Origin of the sequence: Streptomyces sp. AA4, from assembly GCF_000158875.1 — a bacterium.
Lineage (GTDB): Bacteria > Actinomycetota > Actinomycetes > Mycobacteriales > Pseudonocardiaceae > Amycolatopsis.
This window is the reverse complement of record NZ_GG657746.1, coordinates 2,217,424-2,233,333: the sequence shown is the minus strand read 5'-3', so window position 1 is coordinate 2,233,333 and position 15,910 is coordinate 2,217,424. Positions and strand designations below refer to the sequence as shown.

Sequence of the window (15,910 nt, the reverse complement as noted above, 5' to 3'; positions counted from 1 at the left end):
CCCCCGAACCGTCAGCACAATCAACAATCGGGGTGCCCCACGCAACCAGGGGCGGGGCAATGTCGCCCCCCAGGGCGACGAGCCGCCCGACCTCACCGAGGCGGAGACTGCTTCAAAACCACAACCCTCTCCCCCAACGGCGCCGCCAGCCCCACCGAAATCACCGGATGCCGCAAATCCATCGTGCACATCTGCCCGGTCTGCGCCTTGGTCTCGCTCAAATCCACCACAACCCGCTGGGCAGTCTGCTCAACAGCCTCCCCGAGCGCATGCCCGCACCCCCCTTCCTCAGCCCGCACCACAAGCACCGTCCCCCCGTTCTCCGAATAAACCTCCTTGGGAAACGTCTTGGGCAACGCGGCCCCGTCCACCCGGTTGTCCGGAACCCGCACCGCCCCCTGCGGAGGATCGAACTGCGGCTTCCCCGGCGGCGGGACCGAAACCGAGGTGCTGGCGCTCGCCGGCGCAGTCTCGGTCCCGGACGCTGGTGCGTTCGCCATGCTCGTCGGACTGCCGCACGCGGCCGCCGCAGTGAGCACCAGGGCCGCGCCCGCCAGTCGTGTCGTTCCGATCAGCTTCGTCGAGTACCTCATGCCCCCTAGACGGACCGACCGCCCGGCCGGGTTGCACCCGATCTTCACGGACCGGGCTTCAGCACCAATTCCCGCCCGCCCAGCGGCGCGGCCAGCCGCACCGGCAACGAAATCTCCCGCACGTGCATGGGACACATCTGCCCGTGCGGGGCCTTGGTAATCGTCACCAGCACGACGACCTGGGCAGCCGTCTGCTCCCCCGCCTTCGCGCTGATCTTGTCGCATCCGCCCTCCTCAGCCTGGATCACCACTACCGAGCCACCCTCCGCGAGCGTGACGTCGTGGGGATACCCAGCCGGAAGCGCCGAAGCATTGACCTGCCCAGCCGCGGGCGCGGTGTCCCCAGGCGGCACGCCCTGAGTAGGACGGCTCTTCGGCGGCCCGGACACCGGCGGCGGCACAACCGACGGCGAAGACGACGAAGGCGGCGGCGAGGACGCCGACACCGAACTGGACGGCGGCCCCGAGGAAACCGGCGCAGCCACGGTTCCGTTGCCCCCGCACGCCGCGACCGTCAGCAGCAGCGCGCTCGCTCCCACGATTTTCCCTGTAGTCCGCATGCACCGCGGACGGAATCGCGGCGCGTGAGGTTGCATCGGGGCGGGAAAAACTATTTCACCGGGCCGAAGCCTTCCCCCGCACGAGCCCCAGCAGCACCACTCCGGCCAGCGTCACCACCAGCAACAGCACCGTGCTCGCCGACGCGAGAAACACCTGGCCTCGGTCGGTGAGGGAGAAAATGGTCGCCGGGAGCGTTCGCCAGTCCGGCGGATAAAGCATCATCGTCGCTCCCAATTCGCCCATCGACATCGCCAGCGCCAAACCGGCCGAAGCCGACATCGCGGGCAGCAGCACCGGCAGCCGGACTCGCAGCAACACCCGCAACGGACGCGCGCCGAGACTCGCCGCAGCCTGGGCGAGCAGCGGGTCGACGCGTTGCAGCGCAGCCGAAACCGTGCTGTACGCGAAGGGCAGCAGGATCATCAGGTGTCCCGCCAGGACGATCCAGCGCGTGCCGTTGAACGCGATCGGCGGACGGCTGAACGCCACCAGCAACGCGAGCCCCAGCACCACCGACGGCACGGCGATCGGCAGGTGGAACAGCGAATCCGCGATCCGGCGCAGCCGCGGCGGCGCGGGGTCGACGGCCAGCGCGGCCCAGGTCCCGATCACCACCGAGACCAGCGACGTGAGCACGCCGGTCTGCACGCTCACCGACAGGCTCGCGAAAGTCTCACCGGACAGCGCCTCGGCGTAATGCGCCCCGGTGAGCCCGCTGGGCAGCACGCCGGTCCAACTCCCGGCGAACGACGCCAGCACGATCATCACCAGCGGCGCGGCCACCACCCCGAGGAAAACCACGCCGAACACCAGCCACACCAGCAATCGGCTACGCCGCGTCCACAGCAGCACGACGCCCTCCCTTCCCGACCACTCGCCGGTAAACCGCGTAGAGCACCAGCGAAAGCACCACGTTCACCACCGCGACCACCGACGCGGCCGGGAAGTCGAACGTGACGATTCCCTTGCCGTACACCAGCATCGGCAACGTCGAGACGCCCTTGGCGCCGAGGAACAGCACGATGCCGAACTCGTTCATCGTCAACAGCAGCACCAAACATGCCCCGGAAGCGAGCGACGGCAACGCTTCCGGCAGCACCACGCGCCACAGCACGCGACCCGGCCGCGCGCCGAGGCTCGCCGCCACGTCCAGCTGCGCCGACGGAACTTGGCTGAACGCGGCGAGCGCGGGCCGCATCACGAACGGCGTGTAGAAGGTGATCTCGGCGAGCAGCACGCCCCACGGCGAGTACAGAAATCCAGCGGTCCCGAAGACCCCGGCACCGCCGTAAAGGAAGGTGAAGGCCAGCGCGATCAGGAACGACGGGAACGCCAGCACCGTGTCCACCAGCCGGGCCAGCAGCGTCGCGCCGGGGAACGGGACGAACGCGACAACCAGCGCGAGAAATCCGCCGAGCAGCACGCAGCCGACCGTCGAACCCAAGGCCAGCAACACCGTCTGCCACACCGCGCGGCCGAACTCCGGCGACGACAGCACCTGCGTCCACACCGAAAGCCCGAAACTGCCGTCCTGCGCGGTGAACGACTGCAGGAGCACCAGCACCAGCGGATAGCCGAAGAACCCGGCGACCACGATCGCGGGCGGGAGCAGCCAGCCGATCCGGTACCGGCGGGGCCGCGTACCGCGGCGAACCGGGGCGACCGCGGCGGCGCCGAGGGCGAGGCCGGTCATCCGCCCACCCCCACCAGCGGGCAACCGTCCGGAATGGACACTCCGACGCGGTCGCCGACGGCGGGCAGCACCGGGCTGTCCGGCACCTCGGCGCGGATGTCGCAGACCTCGTCGGTGAGCCGCAGGTCGAGCCGGTATCCGGAACCGCGCCACTGCACGCCGCGCACCAGCGCCGGGAAGGTGTCCGGACCGGGTTCGCCGACCGAAATGCGGTGCGGCCGCACGCCGAGCGCCACCGGACGCTCCGGCTGAAGCGTGCCGGACGGTTCGGCGGACAGCTCACGCCCGGCCAGCCGGACCGTCGCGACCGTCCCGTCGGCACGGACCAGTTCGACCGGGATCAGGTTCGCCGCGCCGAGGAAGCTCGCGGTGAACTCGGTGGCCGGACGGCGGTAAAGCTGTTCGCACGGACCGAGTTCCACCAGCCGGGAGTCGCGCAGCACGGCGATCCGGTCGGCGAGCGCGAGCGCTTCGCTCTGGTCGTGCGTGACGTAGATCAGCGTCGTATCCGGCAATTCGGCCCGCAACCGCAGCAGTTCCGCGACCATGTCCTCGCGCAGCGCGGCGTCCAATGCGGACAGCGGCTCGTCCAGCAACAGGACATTCGGCCGGATCGCGAGCGCCCGCGCCAACGCGACCCGCTGCTGTTGCCCACCGGACAGTTCGCGGGGATACCGGCGCGCGTACTCGCTCATCCCGACCAGTTCCAGCACCTCGCCGACCCGCCGCGTGACGTCGGCCCGGCGCATCTTTCGCGCCTTCAGTCCAAACGCGACATTGTCGGCGACGCGCTGGTGCGGGAACAGCGCGTAACTCTGCACGACTACGCCGAGGCCACGCCGATGCGGCGGCAGGTCGGTGACGTCCTGGCCGTCGAGCAGCACCCGGCCGGCGCTCGGCCGGAGGAACCCGGCGAGCGCCTTGAGCGCGGTCGACTTGCCGGAACCGGACGGTCCCAGCAGCGCGAGCGTTTCGCCGCGCGCTACCGAGAGATCCAGCGGCGCAAGCGCTTGCGTCGCTCCGAAGTGGACGGATACGCCGCGGAGCTCCACTGCCGGAGTCACTGCCCGGTGGCCTTCCGGTACGCGGCGAGGTCGGCGTCGAGACGGCCGAGGACGGCGTTCCAGTCCGGCGTCCAGATGTCCACTCCGGACATCGCGGCGGCGATCTTCTCCGCCTTGGGGCCCTGCGGTTTGACGTCGGAACGGGCCGGGATGCCGTACGCGTCGCTGGCCTTCGCCTGGGTTTCCGGCGAGAACAGGAAGTCGAGCAGCTTGCGCGCGTTGTCCGCGTGCGGCGCGTTGTTGACCAGACCGGCGAAGTACGGCAGCGCGAAGGTGGACCGCTTGCCCTGCGCGTCGGCCGGGAAGAACACCGAGAACCCGCCGCTCTTGTCGATCTCGGCGAGGTTCATCTGCAGGTCCCCGTTCGCGACGAGCACCTCGCCCTTCGCCACCTTCGGCTGCAGCTTGCCGGTGGAGGACGACGGCCCGACGTTGTTCGCCTGCAGCTTGCCGAGGTATTCGAGCGCGCCCTGGTCGCCGAAGACGTGCTGGGCCTGCAGCAGCACCGCGGTGCCGTCGCCCGCCTCGCCCGGCGTCGAGTACTGGAGCTTGCCCTTGTACTTCGGGTCGAGCAGGTCGTTCCAGGTCTTCGGGGCCGGGTTCGCCTGCTGCGGGTTGTAAATGAAGCTGAGGTAGTTGTTCATCAGCGCGTAGTAGCGGCCCTGCGGGTCCTTCTGCGCGGCCGGGACCTGGTCGACGCCCTTCGGCGCGGACGCCGCGAGCAGGCCCTCCTTCGCTGCCTGCTGGACGAACGGCGGGAGCGTCACGAGGACGTCGGCCTGGGTGTTGGCCTTTTCCTTGCCCACGCGCGAAACGACCTCGGCGGATCCGGCGGTGACGGCCTGGACGGTGATGCCGGTTTGCTGCTTGAACTCGGCGAACCGGGCGTTGTACCAGTCCTCCAGCCCGTCCGCGGTGTACACGGTGACGGTCTGGTCGCCGGACGCGCCGCCCGCCGTGCCGCCGCACGCGGACAGCAGGCCGGCGAGGGTCGCGACGAGAGCGACGATGGTCGCTTTCCGGATTCTCATGACTGAGTGGCTCCTTCGAGTACGGCGGGGAGGGCGGAGACGGAGTCGAGAACGTGAGTGGCGCGCGCGGCTTCCAGCTCGCCGCGGTCGCCGGCGCCGGTGAGCACTCCGGCGACGATTCCGGCGCCGGCGGCGAGGCCGGTCCGGACATCAGCGGGGGTGTCGCCAACGACCGCGATGTTGCGCATGTCGGTGACCTGCAGCTTCAATGCGGCAGCGAGGACAAGGTCGGGATACGGACGGCCGCGCACGCCGTCGCCGGGAGCGAGCGCGAGGTCGGCGAGGTCGGGCCAGCCGAGTGCATCCAGAAGGGCGCGCTGGGTCATGGGTGCGAAGCCCGTGACGAACGCGACGCGGACGCCCTTCTCCCGCAGGCCGCGGATGGTTTCTTCCGCACCCGGGACCGGCTTGCACTCCCCGGCCGCGACCAGCCGTCCGTACGAGCCTTCGAATTCGGCGTTCGCGCGCTGGGCGAGGTCTTCGTCGCCGAGCAGCGCGCGGAATACGGTGATCTTCGACTGGCCCATGGTTTCCCGGACGTAGTCGAGCATTCCCGCGTACCGTTCGTCCTCTTCGGACACTCCGGCGGCGGCGATCGCCGCGGTGAACGCGCGTTCGACCAGTCCGTCGTCCGCGACGGTCGTTCCGGCCATGTCGAACACGACGAGTTCGGTGGTCACCAGTCCAGCTCCTTTGCGGTGTCTTCGGCGATTGCGGGCGAGCAGGTCATCCCCCGGCCGCCAGGGCCGGTGACGAGGAAAGCGTTGCCGGACAGGCGTTCCCGGTGCACGACCGCGGCCTGGTCGGTCGCCTGGGCATACACGCCAGCCCAGCGACGGCGGATCTTCGGCAGCGGTCGGCCGAACAACGCGGCCGCCACTTCGGCGAGGTGTTCGTACGGGTCTTCGGTGACGTCGAAGGAAAACGGCTGCTCGTACTCGTGTGTGTCGCCGATGGTGAGCGAGCCGTCGCGACGCTGCACCATCAGCAGTTGCATCGCGTTCTGCGCGGCGACTTCGCCCTGCGGCTGGCCTTCGTTCATCGCGTCCAGCGCCGTGCCGCGGTACGCCGGGTAGTACCGGAAGCTGTCGCCGTCCGCGACGCTGGTGGGCAACGGTTCGCCGAGCGGTTCGGTCTGCGCCATCTGCAGCCGGACCCGCCGCACCGGGATCTCGCCCGCGATCTCGCGGACCAGCCCGCCGAGCCACGCGCCGGTGCAGAACACCACGACGTCGCCCTCGTGCCGCTCGCCGTGATCGTCGACCACGCCGTTTTCCGTCAGGTTCCGCACCTCACGGCCGGGCAGCCAGCGGTAACGACCGCTCGCTGCGAGCGCTTCCCGGAGCGCAGGCTGCGCGGTCCGCGGTTCGACCGCCGCGTCTCGCTCGCACCACAACGCGCCGGTGAAATCGCCGCGCAGAGCCGGGTTCAGCGCCCGGGTCTCCTTCGCGTCGAGGAGTTTGAAGCCGCGCTCCGCCGCCTCCGGCCCGGCGACGACCTCCTGCGCGACGGCCAATTCGGCGTCGGTGCGGATAACGGTCAGCGAGCCGTTGGGCCGAAACCCGAGCGCGGGCACACGTTCGCCGATCCGCTCCCACAGCTCGCGGGCGCGCACCGCCGTCTCCAGCTCCGGACCAGCGGCCCGGCCGCCGACCCAGACCAGCCCGAAGTTGCGGACGGACGCTCCGCGCGCCTCCGGCTCGCGTTCGAGCTGGAGGACTTCGTGGCCGCGTTCCACGGCCTGCCAGGCGTGCTGCGTGCCGAGCACGCCGCCGCCAACGATGAGGATTCGCACGGCCGCAACAGTCGCCGCCCGCGCTCAACAGAGCCTGTCGGCACGGGGAACGCCAGGTGAAGCAGCCTCGAATATTGGACCGGATGAGTTACCGTTCCGTTATCTTCACAGGCGACCCGCGGCGACGAAGACGCATACCCCCAGGATCACGACATTCGCCGCGACGTTGCGGTACTCCGCCGGCCGGTGCTCCGTGACTGCCAGCCGCCAGTGCCCCGCCATCGCGCCGATCATCACCACAGCCAGGCCGACCGCCGCCCACCCGGTGAGCATCGGGGCGATCCCGGTCAGCCGGGGCAGGATCAGGCCGAGCACCGCGGCGAGTTCGCAGATCGCGGCGAAGCGCACGACCGGCATCGGATACGCGGCCACGCCGGTTTGCCCGGTCTCGAGCAGCCGTTGCCGCGACATCGTCGACTTCAGCACCCCGGACAAAGCGAAAAGCAAGGCCAGCGCCGCCTGAGCGGTCCACAGTGCGATCTCCATGGTTCGTTCCCTCCGTTCGATGAGGAGGGAACGAACCGGCGGCACCGGATGTGACAGCTACTCGACGCGGTTCAGCCGCGTCACGAAACTCAGCCGGTCCCCGCGGTAAAGCGAGCGGACCCGTTCGAACGGCTCGCCGTCCGGGCCCCACGACACGCGGTGCATCAGCAGCATCGGCAGCGCCGGATTCGTGCCGATGAGCAGCGCCTCGCGGGGCGTCGCGAGCACTGTCTCGACGCGCTCCTCGGCCCCGTCGAAGACCACGCCCAGTTCGTCGCGCAGGTATGCGTACAGCGACTGCTCCGGGTCGAAATCCTCCAGCAGCTCGGGGAACTTGTCGGCGCGGAGAAAGGTCGATTCGAGGCCGACGCGTTCGTCGTCGGCGAGCAGGACGCGTTCCAGGTGGAGCACTTCGGCGGCCGGTTCGATCCGCAGGTCGGCGGCCAATCCGGTGCCCGCGGCGCGGCGTTCGAGCGTGATCAGCGTGCGGCCGGGCCGGATTCCCTGGCGGCGCAGGCCTTCGGTGTAGCTGACGAGCGCGAGCGGCTGCACCAGCTTCGGCGGAGCGACGTACGTGCCGCTCCCCTGCCGTCGTGACAGCCTGCCTTCGAGGACCAGCTCGCCCACCGCCTGCCGGACCGTCGCGCGGGAGACCTCGAACCGTTCGCACAGTTCGCGTTCCGTGGGCAGCGCGCTGCCTTCGCCCAATTCGGCGATGACGGCCAGCAGTTCGACCTTCACCGCGTAGTAGCGCGGCACGCGGCCGTGATCGGGGATGCCGTCGCGGACCGGTCCGTCGGCGGACAGGCGGGACAGCGGCGAAGACGTGGGCACGAGACCCGAGCCTATGCCAGACGGACGGCGCGTGGTTCGCTGTCTCGCGAACTGACCCCACGGGAGGACCCCGCAATGCCTTTGGCCCGCAGGCTCGGCCTGGCCGACGCCGTTTTCATCGGACTCGGTTCGATGATCGGCGCCGGCGTTTTCGCCGCGTTCGCCCCGGCCGCGCGTGCCGCCGGGTCGGGATTGCTGCCCGCGCTCGCCGTGGCCGCGCTGGTCGCCTACTGCAACGCGACTTCCTCCGCCCGGCTTGCCGCGCGGTACCCGGAATCCGGTGGCACCTATGTGTACGGACGCGCTCGCCTGGGTGAATTTTGGGGATACCTGGCGGGTTGGGGCTTCGTCGCCGGGAAAACGGCGAGCTGCGCCGCCATGACGCTGACCGTGGTCGCGTACGCCGCGCCCGGTCTCGGCCAGCCTTGGCGGAGCCTGCTCGCGGTGGGCGTGATCGGGTTGATCACCGGAGTGAACTACCTCGGCGTGCACCGGTCGGCGTTAGCTACCCGGGTGATCGTTTGTGTCACCCTCTTGGTGCTCACCCTGTTCGCGGTTTTCGGATTGTCCGGCCCGCACGTTTCCCCGTGGACCCCGTTTCACGGCGGCGGAATCCTCGAAGCGGCCGGATTGATGTTTTTCGCGTTCGCCGGTTATGCCCGGCTGGCCACGCTGGGCGAGGAAGTCCGCGACCCGGCGCGCACGATTCCGCGGGCCATTCCGCTGGCTTTGGCACTCACGCTTGTGGTGTACGCCGTGGTGGCGGTGGTGCTGCTGGTGACCTTGGGGCCGGACGGGATCGGAACGAGTTCCGATCCGCTCGCCTCGGCGGTGCCGTGGCTGTCTCCGGTGATTCGGATTGGTGCCGTGGTGGCCGCGTCGGGTTCGTTGCTGGCCTTGGTGCTGGGCGTTTCGCGGACGACGCTCGCGATGGCTCGCGACGGGCATCTGCCGCGGTTCTTGACCGCGGTGCATCCCCGGTTTTCGGTGCCGCACCGGGCCGAGCTGACGGTGGGCGTGGTGGTCGCGGTACTGGCGACGACGACAGATTTGCGTGGTGCGATCGGGTTTTCTTCCTTCGCGGTGCTCGCTTATTACGCGGTAGCGAACGCTTCCGCGTTGACGCTTCGCCGGGACGAGGGAGCAGCGCCGAAGGTGGTCGCGATCGCCGGTTTGACGGGGTGCGCGGTGCTGGCGTTCAGCTTGCCGATCGCCTCGGTGCTCAGCGGGTGTTCGGTGCTGGGACTGGGCGCCGTGGCGTACTTGGTGCGCCGCCGAGCGGTCGCGCGCTGAGTTTGCTTGCCCTGCGCGAAAGTCCCCCTCGCTCCGCGCCCGGCCGGTTACTCCGATAATCACGCTTTCGCAGGTCAACGCCGCTTTTTCCGGTTCACTCCGAGGCCGAAATATGCCGGATCCGGTGAAGAATCCGAAAGAGCCGAAGAAAGTTGGTTGTCCACTTACCGCCGCTCTGGTGTAGTCGGTTCGTCACCGCACGACACCTCCCCGCCCCCGGGAGCGGAAGCTCCACAGTGGACACCGGAAGGACAATCCCCTTGGCCGACAAGCGAAACTTCAGCATGCTCACGCGAGTCCTGGCAGGCGCGGCAGCACTGGCCGCGGCCGCCGGACTCGCGACGCCCGCCGCGGCTTCGACGCCGCCGTCGCCGGGCGCGGAGCCTCAGGTCGTCGGCGGGACTCGCGCCAGCCAAGGGGAATTCCCGTGGATGGTGCGGCTTTCGATGGGCTGCGGCGGCGCGCTGTACACGAACCAGATCGTGCTGACCGCCGCGCACTGCGTCGACCGCACCGGAGCGGACTCGTCGATCACCGCGACGCTCGGCGTGGTCGACCTGCAGAGTTCGAGCGCGAAAAAGGTGCGCTCGACCTACGTCTACCGGTCCCCGACGTACGATTCCACCGGCGGCGACTGGGCGCTGATCAAGCTGGCGAGCCCGGTGAGCGGCATCCCAACGCTGCCGACCGCGAAGAACGCCGACAACAACTCCGGCACCTTCACCATCGCGGGCTGGGGCGCGGCCAAGGAAGGCGGCGCGCAGCAGCGCTACCTGTTGAAGGCCGAGGTCCCCTTCGTGGACGACGCGACGTGCCAGGCTCAGGGCGGCGACTACGCCGATCTGAAACCGGACGCGGAACTGTGCGCGGGCAAGCTCGACACCGGCGGAGTCGACACCTGCCAGGGCGACTCCGGCGGCCCGATGTTCCGCCGCGACGGAGCAGGCGACTGGCTCCAGGTAGGCATCGTCAGCTGGGGCGACGGCTGCGCCCGGGCCCACGCGCCCGGCGTGTACACCGAGGTGAGCACGTTCGCCTCCGCCATCGCCGCGGCGGCCGGGAAGATCTGACCCGCCTGTCTCGCCGAGCCGGGTGCGGGACTCCGCTGGGTCCCGCCCCGGCTTGTGCAGCGTTTTCCCGGCACAGGATCCGCGCACGGAGGGTGGGGCTTTGTGCTGCTCCAGTGCGAGGGAGTGCGGCTAGCGCCGAGCGACACGGGACCCCGGAATGCCGGAAACTGCGGCCAGGCAGCCAATCCGAGGCAGAGTCCCCAGCGTGTGGCTCCCATCGCCGAACGCAGGACGACCCCGGCACCTGGCGCGGCGAGGCACGGCGAGGCACGGCGAACGTGCGGCCTGCCCCGGGAAACGTCCCCCGCCGTTCCGCGCGTCCGGCGGCCAGTGCGAAACCCTGCCGCCGGATCCCCGAGACCTAGCCCGCCGGAAGCCCGACTCCCCGCTCCTCCAGCGCCCCCCGCAGCTCGGCGAGCACCGCCGTCACCGTCGCGACCCGGTCCTCCCCGACCACTGAGCCGATCAGTGCGTCGAGTTGTTCCCGGAACGTCTTCTCCATCGCCTCGGCCAGCTCGCGTCCGGCGGGCGTCAGCTCGACGAGCGACGACCGCCGGTCCTCCGGGTTCGGCACCCGGCGCGCCCAGCCGCGCGCTTCGAGCCGGTCGATGCCCTTGCTGGTCGCGCCGATCCCGATGGCGAAGTTCACCGCGAGGTCCGCGACCCGCGACCGCGGATGTCGCGCGAGGTACTGCAGGAACTCGAACTGCGCCGCGCCGACGCCGTGCTCGGCCTTGAGACCGTCGGTCAGCGCGTTGAAGATCCGGGTCTCGCAGCGCACGAGATGGTCGAAAAGCTGCCCGTTTGCCGAAGTACCTTCCATGGCATATAGTCTAACATTACATGCCGCGGAAGATACTTCCGGAGACATCTAAGGAGAGCAGATGAGCAGGGAACAGCGCCGCGCGATCGCCGACCGGCTGAAGAACGCGCCGGAGCAGCCGGAAGCGGCCTCGGTCGACGAGATGCGGGCCGGGTTCGCCGCGTTGATGAGCCAGTTCCCGGTGCCGGCCGAGCATCGGGAAACCCCGGCCACGCTCGGCGGGCGACCGGCCGTCCTCGTCGAACCGCCGGAGACCCCGAGACCGGGCACGATCCTGTACTTCCACGGCGGATGGTTCGTGCTCGGTTCGCCGCACACCGCGATGACGCTGACGGCGAACCTGGTCCTGCGCACCGGAATCCGCGCGCTCTCGCTGGACTACCGGCTCGCGCCCGAGCACCCGTTCCCGGCCGGGATCGAAGACGGCCTCGCCGCCTACCGCAGTCTCCTCGAGGACCACGACCCGTCGTCGATCGTCTTCGCGGGCGACTCCGCTGGCGGCGGCCTCTCGGTGACCACGACTCTGGCCGCCCGCGACGCGGGGCTCCCGATGCCCGCGGGGATCGTCGCGTTCTCGCCGGCGCTCGACCACACCTATACCGGGGCGTCCATGGTGACGAAGGAGGACGCCGACCCGTTCTTCACCAGGGAAAGCGTAAGCAAGACCGGCCAGCTGTACCTGGGCGGCGCGGACCCCGCCCAGCCGCTCCTCGCCCCGGCGGTCCACGCCGACCTGACCGGCTTCCCGCCCATCCTCCTGCAGGTCGGCACGAACGAAGTCCTGCTGGACGACTCGGTCCGGCTGGCGGAACGCGCCCGCGAGGCGGACGTCGACGCGATCCTCGACATCACCGCCGACGCCCCGCACGTGTTCCAGACCTTCACCGACTCGCTCGACGAAGCAGGGCAAGCCCTGGACCGGGCTGCCCTGTTCATCAAGCAGCGGCTCGCCTGAGGTTCAGCGGATCTTGTCCAACCGGGAAACCGTCTCCTCGAATCCCCGCACCAGCTCCGCCATCACCTCGGCCACCGGGCGGACCCGGTCCATCCTGCCGACGATCTGGCCCACCGGCATCGACACCACCGACGGGTCGGCGGCGGCGTGGATCCGGTTGTGGGCGTGGGAAACCAGCAGGTTCTGCAGCGGCATCGGCAGCGGTTCCGGCGCGCCCGGCGCCGCCCAGGCCTCCGTCCAGCGGGTTTTCAGCAGGCGGGCGGGTTTGCCGGTGTAGATCCGCGTTCGGACGGTGTCCGCGGAAGTCGCCGCGACCAGCGCGTTCTGCATTGCCTCCGATTCGGGCATCGTCTGGAGGTATTCCTGCGTCGCGAGCCAGTACGAACCCATCCACGCGCCCGAGGCGCCCAGGGCCAGCGCGGCGGCGACCTGGCGGCCGGAGCCGATCCCTCCGGCTGCCAGCACCGGGGCGCGGTCGCCGACCGCGTCGACGATTTCCGGCACCAGCACCATGGTCGCGATCTCGCCGGTGTGCCCGCCCGCCTCGTGTCCTTGTGCGACAACGAGATCCACGCCGTTGTCGACGTGGCGAGCGGCGTGCGAACCCTTGCCGGCGAGGGCGGCCACCGGGACGCCCGCGTCGTGCGCGCGGGTGATCACGTCGACCGGGGGCGAGCCCAGTGCGTTGGCGATCAGGCTGATCCGGTGGTTCAGCGCGACGTCCACATGGGACCGGGCGACGGAGTGCAGCCAGCCGAGGACCCCCGCGCGTTCGTCGGTGTCGTCGGGCAGCGGCGGGACCGCGAGGTCCTTCAGCACTTTGTCGACAAACGCCCGGTGGCCCGGCGGGATCAGCTCGTTCAGGTCGGTCTGGGTGCCCTCGGACGGGATCTTCGCCGGCATCACGATGTCGACGCCGTAAGGCTTTCCGTCGGTGTTTTCGTCCATCCAGGACAGCACCGCGTCGAGTTCGGCGGCGTCGTTGAACCGGACGCAGCCCAGCACGCCCATGCCGCCCGCGCGGCTGATCGCGGCCGCGACGTGTTCCGACGGGGTGAATCCGAAGATCGGCACCTCGATGCCGAACCGGTCGCACAACGATGTGCGCATGCGCCCTCCTAGGCGGGTTCGTGTTCGGCGGCGTACCGCTGAGCCCACGGGTAATCCGGCTTCCCGCTCGGCGAACGGCCGATTTCCTCGGCCAGCCACACCGTGCGCGGCACCTTGTATCCGGCGACCTCGGTCCGCACGTGCGCTTCCAGCGCGGCCAGATCCGGTTTCACTCCGGGCCGCGGCTGGACGACGGCGGCGACCCGCTGGCCGAGCCGGTCGTCCGGGATGCCGATGACCAGTGCGTCGAAAACGTCCGGATGCGATTTCAGCGCGCCCTCGACTTCTTCCGGATACACCTTTTCGCCGCCGGTGTTCACGCACTGCGATCCGCGGCCCAGCAACGTGACCGTGCCGTCTTCCTCGTAGCGCGCGTAGTCGCCGGGCACGACGTAACGGACGCCGTCCACTTCAGTGAAAATGGTGCGGGTTTTCTCCGGATCGCCGTAATAGCCGAGCGGAACGTGCCCGCGGCGGCCGATCAGCCCGACCGCGCCGGGTTTCGGTTCGACCACTTCGCCGTTGTCGTCCAGCAGGATGGCGTCCTTGCCGAAGTTCACCCGAGGTCCCGCGGAATGGTCGGAATCCTTGCCCACCATGCCGATTCCGGTGAACCCGCTCTCCGACGACCCGATCGCGTCGGTGATCACGACGTTCGGCAGCATCTCCAGGAATTCCTGCTTCACCGAATGCGAGAACAGCGCCGCGTGGCTCGACACCGCGACCAGCGACGACGCGTCATAGTCGCCGGAGCGGTACGCGTCCACGAGCGGCCGCGCCATCGCGTCGCCGACGATCGTCAGGACCTGCACCTTGTGTTCCTGCACCGCACGCCACACGTCGTGCGCGTCGAACTGCGGGACGAACACCACCGGGCTGCCGGTGAACAGCGCGCCGAACGCGGCCCACTGCGCCGCCCCGTGGATCAGCGGCGCGGCCGGCAACCGCACGAGCGAACCGGATTTTCCTTGTTCGCTGAGCGTCCATTCGTCGGGCACGTACTCGCCGGTGACGAAGTTGATGCCGCCGCCCAGCGCGCGCCAGATGTCCTCGTGCCGCCAAAGCACCCCTTTGGGGTAACCGGTGGTGCCGCCGGTGTAGAGGATGTACAGGTCGTCGGCGCTGCGTTCGCCGAAGTCGCGTTCGTCCGACTCGCCCGCGAGCGCCGCTTCGTACTCGACCCCCGTCTCGTACGGCGTGTCCGAACCGTCCTCGACGACTACAACGTGTTTCAGTTTTGGCGTTTCCGGCAGCACCGCCGCCACCCGGTCGGAGTAGCGCCGCTCGTGCACCAGCGCCACCAGGTCGGCGTTGGTGAACAGATAGCGGAGCTCTCCGTGGACGTAGCGGTAGTTCACGTTCACCGCGATCGCGCGCAGTTTGTACGCGGCGAACATGGCTTCCAGCGCCTCGATGGAGTTCCGGGAATAGACACCGATGTGGGAGCCGGGTCCCACGCCGTGCGCGGCCAGGTGGTGCGCCAGCCGGTTCGCGCGCTTCTCCAGTTGCGCGAAGGTGACCTGGCGCTGTCCGCACACGACCGCGACGCGTTCCGGCACGGCGTCGACGGCGTGCTCGAGTAGATCCGCGATGTTGAGTGCCACGCACCCAAAGTAGAACATGTTATCGTTCTGGGCAATGACCCCGGCCAGCTGAGAAGGAGGCCCCGGTGGCCGAACCCCACGCGCTCGTCAGCCTCGAAGGCCGCACGCTCGTCGTGACGATGAACCGCCCGGAAGCCCGCAACGCCCTCACCGGCGAAATGCTGTCGATCATGGTCGAGGCCTGGGACCGGGTGGATTCCGACGACCAGGTGCGCAGCTGCGTCCTCACCGGCGCGGGCGGCGCGTTCTGCGCGGGCGCGGACCTGAAATCCATGTCCCGCAACGCCCCCGGCAAGTCCTTCTCGAACGGTTCCTTCGACCCGAGCCGCATCGAGGGCCTGCTGAAAGGCCGCCGTCTCACCAAACCGCTGATCGCGGCCGTCGAAGGCCCGGCCATCGCGGGCGGCACGGAAATCCTGCAGGGAACGGACATCCGGGTGGCCGCGGAGAGCGCGAAATTCGGCGTCTCGGAACCCCGCTGGGGCCTGTTCCCGATGGGCGGCTCAGCCGTGCGCCTGCCCAGGCAGATCCCGTACACCGTCGCCGCCGACCTCCTCCTGACCGGCAGGCACATCACCGCCGCGGAAGCACGCGACATCGGCCTGGTGGGCCACGTCGTCCCCGACGGTCAAGCGCTTGCTCGTGCGCTGGAACTCGCTGAACTGATCAACGACAACGGCCCGCTCGCGATACGCGCGATCCTCAAGACCATCCGCGACACCGAGGGCATGCACGAGGAAGACGCCTTCAAACTGGACGCCAAGTACGGCATCGAAGTCTTCGCCTCGGCGGACGCGAAAGAAGGCCCGAAAGCCTTCACCGAAAAACGCAAACCGAACTTCCAAGGCCACTGAGCCAAGTACGTGAGGGGAACCCTGAGGGACTCTGAGTCCCTCAGGGTTCCCCTCACGAACCTCAGCGCACCCCCTCCCGGCGCCACCATCCAAGCACCCACAGCCCCCACAACCCCGATACGAAGCCAAAACACGGCGCGGGGG

At 69.5% G+C, this 15,910-nt stretch carries 17 protein-coding genes; 4 read left to right on the top strand and 13 right to left on the bottom strand.

Annotated elements, in window-relative coordinates:
• Nucleotides 1-92: 92 nt before the first annotated feature.
• The 10 genes from SSMG_RS10495 to SSMG_RS10450 form a co-directional block, all read right to left on the bottom strand.
• On the bottom strand, nucleotides 93-593 hold the full coding sequence (locus tag SSMG_RS10495) for a hypothetical protein (protein WP_199785865.1): 501 nt from the start codon (nucleotides 591-593) through the stop codon (nucleotides 93-95).
• Between the two features lie 44 nt (nucleotides 594-637).
• Nucleotides 638-1,132, bottom strand: a complete 495-nt coding sequence (locus tag SSMG_RS10490; protein ID WP_009075484.1) for a hypothetical protein — start codon at nucleotides 1,130-1,132, stop codon at nucleotides 638-640.
• 76 nt (nucleotides 1,133-1,208) lie between these two features.
• Nucleotides 1,209-2,006 (bottom strand): ABC transporter permease, encoded by a 798-nt coding sequence (locus SSMG_RS10485; RefSeq protein WP_009075481.1) that lies wholly within the window; start codon nucleotides 2,004-2,006, stop codon nucleotides 1,209-1,211.
• Nucleotides 1,984-2,847: a 2-aminoethylphosphonate ABC transporter permease subunit gene (locus tag SSMG_RS10480; RefSeq protein WP_009075479.1), complete on the bottom strand. Its 864-nt coding sequence runs from the start codon at nucleotides 2,845-2,847 to the stop codon at nucleotides 1,984-1,986. Before SSMG_RS10480 ends, SSMG_RS10485 begins: the two co-directional genes overlap by 23 nt.
• On the bottom strand, nucleotides 2,844-3,899 hold the full coding sequence (locus SSMG_RS10475; protein ID WP_199786207.1) for an ABC transporter ATP-binding protein: 1,056 nt from the start codon (nucleotides 3,897-3,899) through the stop codon (nucleotides 2,844-2,846). The genes SSMG_RS10480 and SSMG_RS10475 overlap by 4 nt, the downstream gene beginning before the upstream one ends.
• An 8-nt stretch (nucleotides 3,900-3,907) precedes the next feature.
• A complete protein-coding gene (locus tag SSMG_RS10470; RefSeq protein ID WP_009075475.1) occupies nucleotides 3,908-4,942 on the bottom strand; it encodes a 2-aminoethylphosphonate ABC transporter substrate-binding protein in 1,035 nt (344 codons plus the stop codon).
• On the bottom strand, nucleotides 4,939-5,622 hold the full coding sequence (locus SSMG_RS10465) for a phosphonatase-like hydrolase (protein ID WP_009075473.1): 684 nt from the start codon (nucleotides 5,620-5,622) through the stop codon (nucleotides 4,939-4,941). The genes SSMG_RS10470 and SSMG_RS10465 overlap by 4 nt, the downstream gene beginning before the upstream one ends.
• Entirely contained in the window at nucleotides 5,619-6,737 is a 1,119-nt protein-coding gene (locus SSMG_RS10460; RefSeq protein ID WP_009075471.1) for a TIGR03364 family FAD-dependent oxidoreductase, read from the bottom strand. Before SSMG_RS10460 ends, SSMG_RS10465 begins: the two co-directional genes overlap by 4 nt.
• 105 nt (nucleotides 6,738-6,842) lie before the next feature.
• A complete protein-coding gene (locus SSMG_RS10455) occupies nucleotides 6,843-7,223 on the bottom strand; it encodes a DoxX family protein (protein WP_037713241.1) in 381 nt (126 codons plus the stop codon).
• A gap of 57 nt (nucleotides 7,224-7,280) precedes the next feature.
• On the bottom strand, nucleotides 7,281-8,057 hold the full coding sequence (locus SSMG_RS10450; RefSeq protein ID WP_037713238.1) for a GntR family transcriptional regulator: 777 nt from the start codon (nucleotides 8,055-8,057) through the stop codon (nucleotides 7,281-7,283).
• A gap of 75 nt (nucleotides 8,058-8,132) precedes the next feature.
• Here SSMG_RS10450 and SSMG_RS10445 point away from each other — a divergent pair, with 75 nt between their 5' ends.
• Together SSMG_RS10445 and SSMG_RS10440 are read left to right on the top strand one after the other, a co-directional pair.
• Nucleotides 8,133-9,350: an APC family permease gene (locus tag SSMG_RS10445; protein WP_050788144.1), complete on the top strand. Its 1,218-nt coding sequence runs from the start codon at nucleotides 8,133-8,135 to the stop codon at nucleotides 9,348-9,350.
• Between the two features lie 284 nt (nucleotides 9,351-9,634).
• The gene (locus tag SSMG_RS10440) at nucleotides 9,635-10,420 is read left to right on the top strand and encodes a trypsin-like serine protease (RefSeq protein WP_009075462.1); all 786 of its coding nucleotides are present in this window, start codon (nucleotides 9,635-9,637) and stop codon (nucleotides 10,418-10,420) included.
• Between the two features lie 361 nt (nucleotides 10,421-10,781).
• Here SSMG_RS10440 and SSMG_RS10435 read toward each other — a convergent pair whose 3' ends face one another.
• On the bottom strand, nucleotides 10,782-11,243 hold the full coding sequence (locus tag SSMG_RS10435; RefSeq protein WP_037713234.1) for a MarR family winged helix-turn-helix transcriptional regulator: 462 nt from the start codon (nucleotides 11,241-11,243) through the stop codon (nucleotides 10,782-10,784).
• A gap of 61 nt (nucleotides 11,244-11,304) precedes the next feature.
• Here SSMG_RS10435 and SSMG_RS10430 point away from each other — a divergent pair, with 61 nt between their 5' ends.
• Complete coding sequence (locus SSMG_RS10430; protein ID WP_009075459.1) at nucleotides 11,305-12,198, top strand: alpha/beta hydrolase; 894 nt, start codon at nucleotides 11,305-11,307, stop codon at nucleotides 12,196-12,198.
• A 3-nt stretch (nucleotides 12,199-12,201) separates the two neighbouring features.
• On the opposite strand, the gene SSMG_RS10425 is transcribed toward SSMG_RS10430, so the two are convergent.
• Both SSMG_RS10425 and SSMG_RS10420 read right to left on the bottom strand, forming a co-directional pair.
• Nucleotides 12,202-13,308, bottom strand: a complete 1,107-nt coding sequence (locus SSMG_RS10425) for a nitronate monooxygenase family protein (RefSeq protein WP_009075457.1) — start codon at nucleotides 13,306-13,308, stop codon at nucleotides 12,202-12,204.
• A gap of 8 nt (nucleotides 13,309-13,316) precedes the next feature.
• Nucleotides 13,317-14,912, bottom strand: coding sequence for an acyl-CoA synthetase (locus SSMG_RS10420; protein ID WP_199785864.1), 1,596 nt, complete (start codon nucleotides 14,910-14,912; stop codon nucleotides 13,317-13,319).
• Between the two features lie 65 nt (nucleotides 14,913-14,977).
• Here SSMG_RS10420 and SSMG_RS10415 point away from each other — a divergent pair, with 65 nt between their 5' ends.
• A complete protein-coding gene (locus SSMG_RS10415) occupies nucleotides 14,978-15,766 on the top strand; it encodes a crotonase/enoyl-CoA hydratase family protein (RefSeq protein ID WP_009075453.1) in 789 nt (262 codons plus the stop codon).
• Nucleotides 15,767-15,910: the final 144 nt, after the last annotated feature.